We start from the raw sequence: 14,933 nt of genomic DNA, 5'->3' as shown, positions 1-14,933 counted from the left end.
GACGGTGGAGATCGCCTGGGGCACCTACCCCGAAGAACTCGTGATCACGCGGTCCGGCCAGCCGGGCGCGCCCATCGTGTTCCGCGGCAGGCCCCGTGACACCTCCCCCCAGGGCTCGGTGCGGATCGGCGCCATGGAGGGCCCGTCGAAGGGCATCACGGTCAGGGGCGCCGAGTTCGTCGAGTTCGAGAACCTGGCCGTGGTCACCAATTCCCAGACGCCGAGCGTGACGGTCGACGGTGCGAACCAGGTGAAGTTCACCGCCGTCGGCGCGTTCGCCGGCCTGCGGATCACCAACGGCTCCCGGCAGGTCACCTTCGCCCGCGGCGACGCGAACGGCGGCTACGGCAAGCCGGGGATCACCGTTGACGGCGGCTCCACCGGGACGGTGCTGACCACCAACACGGTCTTCACCTACAGCCAGGCCCCGGCCTCGGTCCTGGTCGACGGCTCGCCGGGCACGGTCGTCGTCAGCAACACGGTCTACGGCGACTGCACCACGGGCATCGCGCTGGACGGGGCGTCGGCCGGCGCGGTGGTCGAGAACAACCTGGTCGACACCGCGCGGGCGCAGAGCGACCGCTGCGCCGACACCGCGGCGGCCACCGGCATCGCCGTCGCCCCGGCCGCGACCGCCGGGACCGTCGTGGACTACAACGTGGTCGACCCGCGGAGCGGTGGCGCGCCGTACCGCTGGGCCGACACCGGGTACCAGACCCGGCCCGAGTTCACCGCGGGCACCGGCCAGGGCGCGCACGACTTCGTGGCGAAGATCTACGAGCCCAAGAGCCTGGACGGGCCGCAGTCCGTGGCCCGCGACTCGGCCGACGAGACGGCCCCCGGGATGCTGCCGGTGGACACGACCGGTCGCGCCGCCGCCGACGACCCGACGGTGCGCAACACCGGCACCGGCACGGGCTACCGGGACCGCGGCGCCGTCGAGGGCCGCGACTTCGGCAGCGTCTTCACGCCCGCCGGCCCGGTGCGGCTGCTGGACACCCGGGCTGCCGTCGGCGTCCCCGGCGTCCAGGCGGTCCCGGCCTTCGGCCAGGTGGACCTCCATGTCGCGGGGACGGCCGGCATCCCGGCGAGCGGGGTGACGGCCGTGACGATGAACGTCACGGTGACCGACCCGACCCAGGCCGGCCACCTCCGGGTGTACCCGCACGGCCAGGAGCGCCCGGACACCTCCAACCTCAACTGGACGGCGGGCCGCACCCTCGCCAACCAGGTGACCGTCCCGGTGAAGGACGGCAAGGTGTCCTTCTACAACCACTCCGGCGGCACCGTGCACGTGCTGGCCGACCTGGCCGGCTACTACAGCGACAAGGGCGACCTGTTCCACTCGCTCAGCCCCTCCCGGCTGCTGGACACCCGGTCGGCCGTCGGCGTCCCCGGTGTGCAGGCCGTGCCGGCCTTCGGTCAGGTGGACCTCCAGGTCACCGGACTGGCCGGCATTCCGGCGAGCGGCGTGACGGCCGTGACGATGAACGTCACGGTGACCGACCCGACCGAGGCGGGCCACCTGCGGGTGTACCCGCACGGCATCGCGCGGCCGGACACCTCCAGCCTGAACTGGACGTCCGGCCGGACGGTCCCGAATCTGGTCACCGTGCCGGTGAAGGACGGCAAGGTGTCCTTCTACAACCACTCCGGCGGCACCGCGCACGTGATCGCCGACGTGGCCGGCTACTACAGCGGCGAGGGCCGGCTGACCTTCGAGCCGACCGGCCCCTGGCGGGCCATGGACACCCGAAAGGACGTCCAGAGCCCGTCCTCCGTGCGCCCGGCGGGCACCGTCGGGGCCTTCGACACGCTGGACGTCGAGATCTACGCGCCGAACACCGCCGCGGCGACCCTGAACGTCACCGTCACCGAGCCCGGCGCCGACGGCCACCTCATCGTGTACCCGTCCAACGAGTTGATGCCGGCCGTCTCCAACCTCAATTTCCAGGCCGGCGAGACCGTCGCCAACCAGGTCGTGGTGAAGGTGAACCGGAACCGCATCACCATCCGCAACGCGAGCCCCGCGCCCGTCCACATCGTGGTCGACCTCTTCGGCACCCAGAACTACTGATCAGGGCCCCGGCGGCGACCGCCGGGACCCGACGCCACGGCCCCGCCACCGAGCCCCGCGCCCGGTGCCGGGGCCGTCGGCGTCCGCGATCTCATAGGCTTCCGGCGTGAGCAACGGACACCCCTTCCCCGACCTGCTCGGCGCCGCCACCGGCGTCGGCTCGCTTCCCGGCACCGACGCCCGGGAGGCCGCCAGGACCTCCACCGGCGTGCTGGAGCACCTGCCGTTCCTCCCGGAGCTGCCCGCCCGCGGGCCGGGCGCCGACATGATCGGCCGCTCCGCCGGCCTGCTGGTCGAGCTGTTCGCGCAGACCGAGCCGAGCGGCTGGCGGTTCACCGACCGCCCCGGCCGGGACACCCGGCGCGCCCACTCCTGGCTCGGCGAGGACCTCGACGCGCTGGAGGAGTTCACCCAGGGCTACCAGGGCGCGCTGAAGGTGCAGGCGGTCGGCCCGTGGACGCTGGCGGCGTCCGTCGAGCTCAAGCACGGCGAGAAGGCGCTCGCCGACCCCGGCGCCTGCCGGGACATCGCCGGCTCGCTCACCGAGGGCCTGCGCCGCCACCTCGCCGACGTCCGCCGGCGGGTGCCCGGCGCGGAGGTGGTGCTCCAGCTGGACGAGCCCTCGCTGCCCGCCGTGCTGGCCGGCGAGGTGAAGACCGCCAGTGGCTTCCAGCGGCTGCGCGCGGTCGACCGGCAGGTGGCCGAGGAGACGCTGCGCGAGGTGGTCCGCGCCCTGGACGCGCCGGTCGTGGTGCACTGCTGCGCGCCCCGGGTGCCGCTGCCGCTGCTGCGCCGGGCCGGGGTGGCCGGCGTCTCGCTGGACTTCTCGCTGCTGACCGAGCGTGAGGACGACGACCTCGGCGAGGCGGTCGAGGCCGGCACCGTGATCCTCGCCGGTGTCGTCCCCTCCACTGACCAGGCACTGTCGGACCCGGCCGGTAGTGTCCAGGGTGTCAGGACGTTGTGGCGCAGGCTCGGGTTCTCCCCGGAGCTGCTGGGCCGCCGTGTGCTGGTGACGCCCACCTGCGGGCTGGCCGGGGCCTCTCCGGCCCATGCGCGCACCGCGTTGTCACTCAGCGTGAAGGCGGCCCGGAGCCTGGTGGACAACCCGGAATGAGAGATTGACGGAGGGCTTGCGGTGGTGGCTGTCGAGGGCTGGGAGGACGTCCCGGCGGAGGTGCGCAAGCGGCACGCCGAGCTGGCGGCCGAGATCACCGACCACCGGGCCCGTTACTACGAGCAGGACGCGCCGATCGTCAGCGACGCCGAGTTCGACGCGCTGATGCGCGAGCTGGAGGGGCTGGAGGCCGAGCACCCGGCGCTGGTCACCCCGGAGTCGCCCACCCAGAAGGTCGGCGGCGCGCCGACCCTGCTCTTCGCGCCGGTCGAGCACCGGGAGCGGCTGCTCAGCCTGGACAACGCGATGGACGACGAGGAGCTGGCCGCCTGGGCCGAGCGGGTCGCCACCGAGCTGGCCGGCATCGAGTACCACTACCTGTGCGAGCTCAAGGTCGACGGCCTGGCCGTCAACCTCACCTACGAGAACGGCCAGTTGGTGCAGGCGGCGACCCGCGGCGACGGCCGGGTCGGCGAGGACATCACCGCCAACGTCCGCACCATCAAGGAGATCCCGCACCGGCTCCGGGGCGACGACGTCCCGGAGCTGGTGGAGATCCGCGGCGAGGTCTACTTCCCGACCGAGGCCTTCGAGGCGCTCAACGCCTCCTTCTCGGCGGAGAACGAGCGCCGCCGGGTGGAGAACGAGGAGCGCGCCAAGGAGGGCAGGCGGCCCCGGGCGATGATCCGGCTGTTCATGAACCCGCGCAACGCCGCCGCCGGCTCGCTGCGCCAGAAGGACCCGCTGGTCGCCGCGTCCCGCCCGCTGCACATGGTGGTGCACGGCATCGGCGCGCGCTCCGGCTTCGACATCGACGACCAGTCGCACGCCTACGACCTGCTGCGCGAGTGGGGCCTGCCGACCGCCCGGCACAACAGGGTGGTCGGCACGCTGGACGAGGTGCGGGCGTTCATCACGCACTTCGGCGAGCAGCGGCACTCGGTCGAGCACGAGATCGACGGCGTGGTCGTCAAGGTGGACGAGATCGCCCTGCAGGGCCGGCTCGGCTCCACCTCGAAGTCCCCGCGCTGGGCGATCGCCTGGAAGTACCCGCCGGAGGAGGTCACCGGCAGGCTGGCCGCGATCAAGGTCGGCATCGGCCGCACCGGCCGGGCCACCCCGTACGCGGTGCTGGCCGAGCCGGTGAAGGTGGCCGGCTCGATGGTGCAGTACGCGACCCTGCACAACCAGGAGGTCGTCAAGGCCAAGGACGTCCTGCTCGGCGACACGGTGGTGCTGCGCAAGGCCGGCGACGTGATCCCGGAGATCCTCGGCCCGGTGTACGACCTGCGGGACGGCACCGAGCAGGCCTTCGTGATGCCCTCGCACTGCCCCGAGTGCGACAGTGAGCTGCGGGCGATGGCCGAGGGGGACATCGACCTGCGCTGTCCCAACGCGCGGTTCTGCCCGGCCCAGATCCGTGAGCGGATCGCCTTCCTCGGCGGCCGTTCGGCGCTGGACATCGAGGGCCTCGGCTACGTCGCGGCCACCGCGCTGACCCAGCCGCTGGAGCCGGCCCAGGCGCCGGTGGGCAACGAGGGCGACATCTTCGGCCTCACCGTCGAGCAGCTGCTCCCGATCAAGGTGCTGGTGCGCGACCAGAAGACCAGCATGCCCAAGCTCGACGACGAGACCGGCGAGGAGAAGGAGGTGTTCTTCTTCGCCACCACCGCCGGTGCGCCGAAGAAGAACACCGGGCTGATGCTGGAGAACATCGAGAAGGCCAAGGACCGCCCGCTCTGGCGGTTCCTCAACGGCCTCTCGATCCGGCACGTCGGCCCGGTGGCCGCCCAGGACCTCGCCCGGGAGTTCCGCGACCTGGACGCGATCTTCGCGGCGAGCGAGGAGCGGCTGGCCGCCACCGAGGGCGTCGGCGCGGGCACCGCGCGGTCGATCATCGAGTGGTACCAGGTGGACTGGCACCGGGAGATCGTCGAGAAGTGGCGCGCCGCCGGCGTCCGCTTCACCGAGGAGGCGACCGAGGAGGAGGGCGAGCGGCCGCTGGAGGGGCTGACGGTCGTCGTCACCGGCACCCTGGCCGGGCACACCAGGGACGGCGCCAAGGAGGCGCTGACCTCGCGGGGCGCGAAGGTGACCGGGTCGGTGTCGAAGAAGACCCACTTCGTGGTCGCCGGCGACAACCCCGGGTCCAAGTACGACAAGGCCGTCCAGCTGGGGCTGCCGGTCCTCGACGACGAGGGCTTCACGATCCTGCTGGAGCAGGGGTCGGCGGCCGCCCGGGTCCACCTGGGCCTGCCGGCCGAGCCGCCGGAGGAGCCGGTGAGGAAGGCGCCCGCGAAGAGGAAGGCCGCGGCCGGGAAGGCCGCCGCGCAGGAGCCGCAGTCCGCGGAGGAGCCCGCCGCGGAGCCCGCCGAGGACTGACCCGCGCGCGGAAGCCCCGAATCCGGCTTGTTATCGTCCTGATGCAACGTCACCGGGTGCCGCACAGTGTTAGCGGGCATCGTGTCACTGTGCGGCACCGAGGCACCGTGGCGTATGTCCGGTTGTCCGAAAGTCTGCCCGTCGGGTTGAGCCGCGCATACCCTGGAGCGCAACAGAGTGTCAGCAGGGGTGGGGGTACCGGCTGAGCCGGACTCCGCGGGGCCGCTCCATGTCCGGCAGGCTGCCGGTACCGGTACGGTGCCTCACCGCTAGGCGGCCTGACGGGGCGGGCCCGACGGAGGACAGGGCTTATGGATCGTACGACCGGCGGCGCTCCCACACGCCCGCCGCAGGGGGTGGCGGGAGCCGTCCTGCTGCTCGGAGTGCTGCTGGCCGGCGCGGCGCCGCTCATCCCGCTGGCCGTGCTGGTCTACCGCTACGAGGCGGAACTGCTGCCGCTGTTCGCGGTGCCGCTGGCCGTCCTGGTCGCCGCCTGGCGGATCGCCCGGGACCGGGCGCGCGACCAGCTCACCGATCCGCTGACCGACCTCCCCAACCGCCAGGCGTTACTCCTCGCCGCCCAGGAGTCGATCGCCGAGCACTCCGAGGGGTACAGCGTCGGTCTGATCCTGCTCGACCTCGACCGCTTCCGGTCGCTCAACGACACCCTCGGACACACCGCCGGCGACCGGCTGCTCGTCCACATCGCCCGCCGGCTGCACCGCGCCCTGCGCTCCGGCGGGGCGGCCGGCAGCGCCACCCGCGAGTCCATCGACGACGTCTTCGCCGGCCTGCCCCGGCACTACCGGGGCCGCCCGATGGTGGCCCGGATGGGCGGCGACGAGTTCGCCGTGCTGCTGCCCGGCATCGGCTGCCCGGACTCGCTGGAGAAGGTGGCCAAGGCGCTGATCGCCGAACTGGCCGCGCCGATCCGGCTGGACGGCCTGCTGCTCGTGCTGGAGGCCAGCGCCGGCGTCTGCGTCTTCCCGCAGCACGCCCAGGACGCCGAGTCGCTGCTGCGCCGGGCCGACGTCGCGATGGGCCACGCGCAGCGCGGCCGCACCTCGGTCGAGCAGTACGACGAGGCGCAGGACGCCGACACCCCGTACCGGATCGGCCTGCTGGGCGACCTGCGGCGGGCCCTGGAGACCGGCGAGGTGCAGCTGCACTACCAGCCCAAGGTGGCCTTCGACGGCCGGGTGGTCGGGCTGGAGGCGCTGCTGCGCTGGGAGCGCCCGGGCCAGGGCCGGGTCTCGCCGGACGAGTTCGTCGGCCTCGCCGAGTCCAGCGGCCTGATGCCCCGGCTGACGGACTACGTGCTGGAGGCCGCCGTCGGCCAGCTCGCCCACTGGCGCGAGCAGGGCCTCCAGGTGCAGGTCGCGGTGAACGTCTCCCCGCGCGACGTGCTCAACCCCGGCTTCGCCCAGCGGGTTGCCGGCCACCTGGTGCGCCACCAGGTGCCGGCCCACGCGCTCCAGCTGGAGATCACCGAGCGGCTGCTGCTGGACGACTCCCGGCGGGCCGCCGACACCCTCGCCGAACTGCGCGGCTACGGGGTCGGGATGTCCCTGGACGACTTCGGGACCGGACACTCCTCGCTGGTGCGGCTGCGCAGCCTGCCGGTCGGCGAGCTGAAGATCGACCGTTCCTTCGTCTCCCGGATGGTCGCCGACGACCACGACGCGGCGGTGGTCCGCTGCTCGGTCGAACTGGCCCACTCGCTCGGCCTGACCGTGGTCGCCGAGGGCGTCGAGGACGACGAGACCTGGGAGCGGCTGAACTGCATGGGCGTGGACGCGGTGCAGGGCTGGCTGGTGTCGGCGGCGCTGCCGGCCGAGCAGGCCACCGCCTGGCTGCGGGTGCACCGCACCGGAGCGCCGCCGGTGGAGCGGCTCGCCGCGGCCTCCGCCGACCGGCTGCCGCCGGTGATCAAGCCCGCCCTGCCGCCGGTGGTCCAGGCGGTGCAGGCCGCCGCGATGGAGATCCAGGCACCCAAGCAGCAGAGTTGGGCGCCGACCCGCCCGCAGTGAGCGGCGCCGCGCGGCGGGAGTGACCGGGCCCCACCGCTGGTCGTTGGCCGGTGGCCGGGCCGCGCCCCATAGGATGGGGCCAAAGACCACGAGGACGGGAGCGCCGGACCGGCCGCTCCCGACCCGGGCCCGGGGCCGCCGGACGGCGGATCCGGGCCTCACCAGAACTCACCCTGAGGATCGCTGCATGCCTGGCATCACGCGCGAGGAGGTCGCCCACCTCGCTCGGCTGTCGCGTCTTGAGTTGCAGGCCGAAGAGCTGGACCACTTCGCCGAGCAGCTCGACGTGATCATCGGCGCGGTCGCCCGCGTTTCCGAGGTCGCCGGACAGGACGTCCCGCCCACCTCCCACCCGCTGCCGCTGACCAACGTCATGCGCGCGGATGAGGTCCGGCCCTCGCTCACCCCGGAGCAGGCGCTGGCCGGCGCCCCGGCCGCCGAGGAGCAGCGTTTCCGTGTGCCGCAGATCCTCGGGGAGGACTGACCGAGATGACCGACCTGATCCGTTACACGGCCGCCGAGACGGCCACCGCCATCGCCAAGGGCGAGGTGTCCGCCGTCGAGGTCGCGCAGGCGCACCTGGACCGCATCGAGGCCGTCGACCAGAAGGTCAACGCCTTCCTGCACGTCGACACCGAGGGCGCGCTGAGCGCCGCCAGGGCCGTCGACGAGAAGCGCGCCAAGGGCGAGGAGCTGGGCCCGCTGGCCGGTGTCCCGCTGGCGCTGAAGGACGTCTTCACCACCAAGGGCGTGCCGACCACCTGCGGCTCGAAGATCCTTGAGGGCTGGATCCCGCCGTACGACGCCACCCTGACCTCGCGGCTCAAGGACGCCGGCGTCGTCATCCTCGGCAAGACCAACATGGACGAGTTCGCGATGGGCTCCTCCACCGAGAACTCCGCCTACGGCACCACCGGCAACCCGTGGGACCTCTCCCGGATCCCCGGCGGCTCCGGCGGCGGCTCGGCGGCCGCGCTGGCCGCCTTCGAGGCCCCGCTGGCGATCGGCACCGACACCGGCGGCTCGATCCGCCAGCCCGGCGCCGTCACCGGCACCGTCGGCGTGAAGCCGACCTACGGCTCGGTCTCCCGCTACGGCCTGGTGGCCTTCTCCAGCAGCCTGGACCAGGGCGGCCCGTGCGCCCGCACCGTGCTGGACGCGGCGCTGCTGCACGAGGCCATCGCCGGCCACGACCCGCTGGACTCCACCTCGATCAACGCCCCGGTCCCGGCCGTGGTCGAGGCCGCCCGGACGCGCGACGTCCGCGGCATGCGGATCGGCGTGGTGAAGGAGTTCGCCGGCGAGGGCTACCAGGCCGGCGTCATGCAGCGCTTCAACGAGTCGGTGGAGCTGCTGCGCGAGCTGGGCGCCGAGGTCGTCGAGGTCTCCTGCCCGTCGTTCACCCTGGCGCTGCCCGCGTACTACCTGATCGCGCCCAGCGAGGCCTCGTCCAACCTGGCCCGCTTCGACGCGATGCGCTACGGCCTGCGGGTCGGCGACGACGGCACCCGCTCCGCCGAGGACGTCACCGCGCTGACCCGCGAGGCCGGTTTCGGCCCCGAGGTCAAGCGCCGCATCATCCTCGGCACCTACGCGCTCTCCTCGGGCTACTACGACGCCTACTACGGCTCGGCCCAGAAGGTGCGCACGCTGATCTCCCGCGACTTCGACGCCGCGTTCGCCGGCGTGGACGTCCTGGTCTCGCCGACCACCCCGACCACCGCCTTCCCGATCGGCGAGCGCGCCGACGACCCGATGGCGATGTACCTGGCCGACCTCTGCACGATTCCGTCCAACCTGGCGGGCAACGCGGCGATGTCGCTGCCCTGCGGCCTGGCCCCGGAGGACAATCTCCCGGTCGGCCTGCAGATCATCGCACCCGCGATGGCGGACGACCGCCTGTACCGCGTGGGCGGCGCCGTCGAGGCCGCACTCAACGACAAGTGGGGGCACACCCTGCTGGAGGAGGCACCGGCACTGTGAGCAAGATCGAGAAGGCCAAGGGCTTCAAGCACTCGAAGCCCGGGCTGTGGCTGTCCATCGGGACCAGCACGTTCGGCGCGATCTCCATCGTGAAGGACGTCCGCAAGGCCCGCGACGAGAGCGACACCCTCAAGCTGGTCAACGCCCTGGTCGGCGCCGCCGCCCTGATCACCGGCACCGCCCTGCTGGTGCGCGAGCTGCGCCGCCTCGGCGACGACGACGTCCTGCTGGGCTAGCCCGTGGGGTCCGGCCGGTACCGCGGTGCCGGCCGGACCCGCACCACCGAAGACTTTTGAGTGAAGGGGACGCTGTGAGCGTCAAGAACCTGGTCTCCTACGAGGACGCTCTCGCGTCGTACGACCCGGTGATGGGCCTGGAGGTCCACGTCGAGCTCGGTACCAAGACCAAGATGTTCTGCGGTTGTTCGACCGAGCTGGGTGCCGAGCCGAACAGCCAGGTCTGCCCGACCTGCCTGGGGCTGCCGGGCTCGCTGCCGGTGGTCAACGCGGTGGGCGTGGAGTCGGCCGTCAAGATCGGCCTGGCGCTGAACTGCGAGATCGCCGAGTGGTGCCGGTTCGCGCGGAAGAACTACTTCTACCCGGACATGCCGAAGAACTTCCAGACCTCGCAGTACGACGAGCCGATCGCCTTCAACGGCTACCTCGACGTGCAGCTGGAGGACGGCTCGACCTTCCGCGTGGAGATCGAGCGCGCCCACATGGAGGAGGACACCGGCAAGTCCAGCCACGTCGGCGGCGCCACCGGCCGCATCCACGGAGCCACCCACTCCCTGCTGGACTACAACCGGGCCGGCATCCCGCTGATCGAGATCGTCACCAAGCCGATCACCGGCGCCGGCGAGCGGGCCCCCGAGGTCGCCCGCGCCTACGTCGCCGAGCTGCGCGAGGTCATCCGCTCGCTGGGCGTCTCCGAGGCCCGGATGGACAAGGGCCAGATGCGCTGCGACGTCAACCTGTCGCTGCGCCCGAACGGCACCGAGACCTTCGGCACCCGCTCGGAGACCAAGAACGTCAACTCGCTGCGCAGCGTCGAGCGGGCCGCCCGGTTCGAGATCCAGCGGCACGCCACGGTGCTGGTCGACGGCGGCACGATCATCCAGGAGACCCGGCACTTCCACGAGGAGGACGGCTCCACCACCTCCGGCCGGATCAAGGACAACGCCGAGGACTACCGGTACTTCCCGGAGCCGGACCTGGTGCCGATCGCGCCGTCCCGCGAGTGGGTCGAGGAGCTGCGGGCCGCGCTGCCCGAGCTGCCCCGGGTGCGCCGGGCCCGGCTGCAGGCCGAGTGGGGCCTGTCGGACAAGGACATGCGGTCGGTGCTGAACGCCGGCGCCGTCGAGCCGATCCAGGAGACCATCGCCGCCGGCGCCCCGGCCGACCAGGCCCGCAAGTGGTGGATGGGCGAGCTGGCCCGCCGTGCCAACGAGACCGGCACCGAGCTGGCCGAGCAGCCGATCACCCCGGCGCAGGTCGCCCGGGTCACCGCGCTGGTCGCCGAGGGCAAGCTGAACGACAAGCTGGCCCGCCAGGTCATCGAGGGCGTGCTGGCCGGTGAGGGCGAGCCGGACGCGATCGTCGAGAAGCGCGGCCTGGCCGTCGTCTCGGACGACTCCGCGCTGGGCGCCGCCGTCGACCAGGCCATCGCCGAGAACGAGGCGATCGCCGCCAAGATCCGCGACGGCAAGGTCGCCGCGGTCGGCGCGCTGGTCGGCGCGGTCATGAAGGCCACCCGCGGCCAGGCCGACGCGGCCCGCGTCAAGGATTTGATCCTGGAGAAGCTGGGCGTCTCCGCCTGAGTTTCCAAGGCGTCTAAGGCGATCTAAGGCCTGCTTAGCCGCCTGAGGCCCGGTCTTACCCCGTACAAGGGGTGAGGCCGGGCCTTCGTCGTTCCTCCGGCCGGGGCCCTAAGGCGATCGGGCCCCGGAAGATCCGGAAGCCTGCCGATGTCCGCCACCCCCCTGGGAGAGGAGTCTCTACTCAGCGGACGGAAGCGACGAGAGACCCACGAGGGGAAGCACCGTGATCGAGTACGAGCTCATCAAGCAGCAGGAACTGGAACTCCGGGCCCTGGCCGAGCACCAGCGCCTGGTCCGCGCGGCGAAGACCGCCAAGCGCACCGGGTGGCGGCCGAACATCGGCCTGCGCGTCCAGCGGCGCACCGCGCGCCCGAGCGAATGCTGACGGACCGGCACCGAGGTGCCGAGCGGGGAACGGAGGGGGAGGCGCCGCTGGGGAGCGCCTCCCCCTCCGGGCGTTCGCCGGGCGCGATAACCCCTCGGAGCTCGCGGGGCCCCTATGGCATGCTCGCCTCCATGCAGCAGATCTCGGTGAGTCCCGTCTTCGTCGGCCGCGATCCGCAACTCGCCGACCTGATGGACGCGCTGCGCCGGGCCGGCCGCGGCGAGCCGCAGACCGTGCTGATCGGCGGCGAGGCGGGCGTCGGCAAGACCCGGCTGCTGGAGGAGTTCCTGCGCCGGGCGGACGACCAGGGCGCGCTCACCACCGACGGGGGCTGTCTTGAGGTCGGAGCCGAGGGGCTGCCGTACGCGCCGCTGGCCACCGCGCTGCGCCGGCTGCACCGCTGTCTGGGCACCGGGCTCGAACACGCCGCCGCCGGGATGGAGGGCCATCTCGCCCGGCTGCTGCCCGACATCGGCGAGGCCGACGGCGAACCCAACGACGAGTACGGCCGGGCCCGGCTGTTCGAGCACACCGCGAGGCTGTTCGAACGGCTCGGCACGGACCGTACTTTCGTGCTCGCCGTCGAGGACCTGCACTGGTCCGACCGCTCCACCCGGGAGCTGTTCGCCTACCTGGTCCGCACCCTGCACCGCTCCCGGGTCCTGCTGGTCGCCACCTACCGCAGCGACGACCTGCACCGCCGCCACCCGCTGCGTCCCTTCCTGGCCGAGCTGGAGCGGCTGCGCACGGTGCGCCGGCTGGAGCTGGAGCGCTTCGGCCCCGGCGAGGTGGCCGCCCAGCTGGCCGGCATCCTCGGTACCGCCGCGCCCGACCGCGCCCTGGTCGAGCGCGTCCACCGCCGCTCCGAGGGCAACCCGTTCTTCGTTGAGGAGTTGGCCACCGCCCTGCGGGAGGGCTGCTCGACCGGGCTCACCGACTCCCTGCGGGACATCCTGCTGGTCCGGGTCGAGGCGCTGGACGAGGAGACCCAGCGGGTGCTGCGGATCGCCGCCGAGGGCGGCTCGCTCGTCGAACACGCCCTGCTCGCCGCCGTCCTGGAGGACGAGGAGCGGCTGATCGGCTCGCTGCGCGCCGCGGTCGGCGCCAACATCCTGCGCCCGGACCCGGACGGCGACGGCTACCGGTTCCGCCACGCGCTGGTCCGCGAGGCCGTCTCGGACGACCTGCTGCCCGGCGAGCGGCACCGGATCAACCGCCGGTTCGCCGAGGCCCTGGAGGCCGAACCGCAGCTGGTCGGCGCCGACGCCCGGCCGGCCCGGCTGGCCAACTACTGGTACCACGCGCACCACCCGGCCCGGGCCCTGCCGACCGCGCTGGACGCCGCTCGGGCGGCCCGTCGCCGCAACGCCTTCGCCGAGCAACTGCGCATGCTGGAACGGGCCCTGGAGCTGTGGGACGAGGTCCCCGCCGAGCAGCTGGCCGACACCCTGCGCCCGTACGACTGGGCCGAGACCTACCCGCCGTGCTCCTGCGACGCCGGCCGGCACGACGAGGACTGCGACCGGCTCTGCCTGATCGACGTACTGGCCGAGGCGGTGGTCGCGGCCCGCCGCAGCGGGGACCGGGAGCGCGGGCTGAGCCTGGCGAAGCGGGCGCTGCAGCTCGTCGACGAGACCGAGCACCCGGCGCGCGCCGCCTGGTTCCGGATCAACCGCGCCCGGATGCTCGGCCATCTGCGCCGCTCCGGCGACGAGGCGGAGATCGCCTACGCGCACCGGCTGGTCGAGCACCTGCCGCCGTCCGCCGTGCAGGCCGAGGTGTTCGCCCTCGGCGCCGGCGCCGGCATGCTCTCCTACCCCCGCCGCGAGCTGGTGGTGCTCGCCGAGCGGGCCGCCCGGATCGCCCGCGAGGTGGGCGCCCACGCGGTCGAGCAGCACGCCTTGATGACCCTCGGCGGGCTGCGCAACGACCTGGACGCCGACCCGGAGGCCGCGGTGGCCCAGCTGACGGCGGCGGTCGAGGCCTCCCGCCGGCTCGGTGCGCCGGACCTGCTGCTGCGCGGCCTCAACAACCTGTCCTCGCTCCTGCGCGGCCTCGGCCGGGCCGGGCAGGCCGCGGAGCTGGCCCGGGAGGGGCTGGACTCGGCCCGCCGCAACGGCCTGCAACGCAACATCGGCACCATCCTGACCGGGAACCTCGCCGAGGCGCTGATCGACCTCGGGCGGATCGACGAGGCCGAACTGGTGCTCGCCGAGGGCGACCTGACCAGTCCGACCGGCACCCACGCCGAGTTCCTGGACCGGCTGCGCGGGGAGCTCGCCCTGCTCCGCGGCGACGTGGCCGGCGCCGCCGCGCTGCTCGCCCAGGCCCGGGCCGCCAACCGGGACGGCCAGATCCAGCACTCGGTGCCGATCGGCCGGCTCGCGGTGCGCACCGCCGCCCGGACGGGCCGCCCGCTGGAGGCCCGCGCCGAGCTGCTCGCCGCCCTGGCCGGGGCCTTCCCCTGCGGCTACCTGGCCGACTGCTTTCCGCTGCTGGTCGACGGCGCGGGCGTCGAGGCGGACAGCCGGGGCCTGCCGGAGGCCGAGGCGGGCCGGGCCGCGGTGCTGGCCCGGATCGTCGAGGCGGCGGCCGGGCTGACCCCGACGGTGCCGCTGCACCACGGCTGGGCCCGGCTGCTGGAGGGCGAACTGGCCCGGGCCGAGGGGGCGGACACCCCGGCGCACTGGGCCGCCGCGATCGAGTGGCTGCGCCCGACCGGGCTGCCGTACCCGCTGGCGCTCGCCCTGCTGCGGGCCGGCGAGGCCGAGGTGCTGGCCGGGCGGCGCGAGGCCGGGGCCGAACTGCTGCGCGAGGCCCGGGAACTGGCGTCCGCCCGGGGTGACGCCGGGCTGCGCGTCGAGGTGGACGCGCTGGCCGAGCGGGCGGGCCTGACCCTCGTCGCGGGCCGTCCCGCCCCCGCCGCGGCGGCGCCGGCCGGGGACTCCTTCGGCCTCACCCCCCGTGAGCGGGACGTGCTCCGATTGCTCGCGCGGGGGCGCACCAACCGGCAGATCGCCGAGGAGTTGTACATCTCGCCGAAGACGGCGAGCGTGCACGTCTCCAACATCCTCGGCAAGCTCGCGGTGGCCGGCCGGGACGAAGCCGCCGCGCAGCGCGTGCAGCACGGCGTCCAGCTC

9 protein-coding genes and 1 pseudogene are annotated in these 14,933 nt (G+C 73.4%); all 10 read left to right on the top strand.

Annotated elements, in window-relative coordinates:
• The coding region (locus ABD308_RS34215) for a right-handed parallel beta-helix repeat-containing protein (RefSeq protein ID WP_344343700.1) at positions 1–2,077 on the top strand (2,077 nt) is incomplete at its 5' end.
• Positions 2,078–2,183: 106 nt separating this feature from the next.
• A complete protein-coding gene (locus ABD308_RS34210) occupies positions 2,184–3,194 on the top strand; it encodes a methionine synthase (protein WP_344343698.1) in 1,011 nt (336 codons plus the stop codon).
• 24 nt (positions 3,195–3,218) lie between these two features.
• Positions 3,219–5,576, top strand: coding sequence for an NAD-dependent DNA ligase LigA (gene ligA, locus ABD308_RS34205; RefSeq protein WP_344343715.1), 2,358 nt, complete (start codon positions 3,219–3,221; stop codon positions 5,574–5,576).
• A 374-nt stretch (positions 5,577–5,950) separates the two neighbouring features.
• A pseudogene (locus ABD308_RS34200) lies at positions 5,951–7,606 on the top strand (putative bifunctional diguanylate cyclase/phosphodiesterase); the annotation flags it as partial.
• Between the two features lie 187 nt (positions 7,607–7,793).
• The gene (gene gatC / locus ABD308_RS34195) at positions 7,794–8,090 is read left to right on the top strand and encodes an Asp-tRNA(Asn)/Glu-tRNA(Gln) amidotransferase subunit GatC (RefSeq protein ID WP_035845952.1); all 297 of its coding nucleotides are present in this window, start codon (positions 7,794–7,796) and stop codon (positions 8,088–8,090) included.
• Positions 8,091–8,095: 5 nt separating this feature from the next.
• A complete protein-coding gene (gatA, locus tag ABD308_RS34190) occupies positions 8,096–9,589 on the top strand; it encodes an Asp-tRNA(Asn)/Glu-tRNA(Gln) amidotransferase subunit GatA (RefSeq protein WP_344343693.1) in 1,494 nt (497 codons plus the stop codon).
• The gene (locus ABD308_RS34185; RefSeq protein ID WP_344343691.1) at positions 9,586–9,825 is read left to right on the top strand and encodes a hypothetical protein; all 240 of its coding nucleotides are present in this window, start codon (positions 9,586–9,588) and stop codon (positions 9,823–9,825) included. Before gatA ends, ABD308_RS34185 begins: the two co-directional genes overlap by 4 nt.
• A gap of 74 nt (positions 9,826–9,899) precedes the next feature.
• A complete protein-coding gene (gene gatB, locus ABD308_RS34180) occupies positions 9,900–11,408 on the top strand; it encodes an Asp-tRNA(Asn)/Glu-tRNA(Gln) amidotransferase subunit GatB (protein ID WP_344343689.1) in 1,509 nt (502 codons plus the stop codon).
• 223 nt (positions 11,409–11,631) lie between these two features.
• Positions 11,632–11,793 (top strand): hypothetical protein, encoded by a 162-nt coding sequence (locus ABD308_RS34175; protein ID WP_344343687.1) that lies wholly within the window; start codon positions 11,632–11,634, stop codon positions 11,791–11,793.
• 131 nt (positions 11,794–11,924) lie between these two features.
• The coding region (locus tag ABD308_RS34170; RefSeq protein WP_344343685.1) for a helix-turn-helix transcriptional regulator at positions 11,925–14,933 on the top strand (3,009 nt) is incomplete at its 3' end.

The sequence above is a fragment of the Kitasatospora putterlickiae genome (genome assembly GCF_039527695.1).
In the GTDB taxonomy this organism is placed as follows: Bacteria; Actinomycetota; Actinomycetes; order Streptomycetales; family Streptomycetaceae; genus Kitasatospora; species Kitasatospora putterlickiae.
This window is presented reverse-complemented; position numbering and strand designations above follow the sequence as displayed.

Coding starts and splice junctions, on each gene's coding strand:
- gatC (WP_035845952.1), top strand. CDS start 7,794: ATGCCTGGCATCACGCGCGAGGAGGTCGCCCACCTCGCTCGGCTGTCG.
- gatA (WP_344343693.1), top strand. CDS start 8,096: ATGACCGACCTGATCCGTTACACGGCCGCCGAGACGGCCACCGCCATC.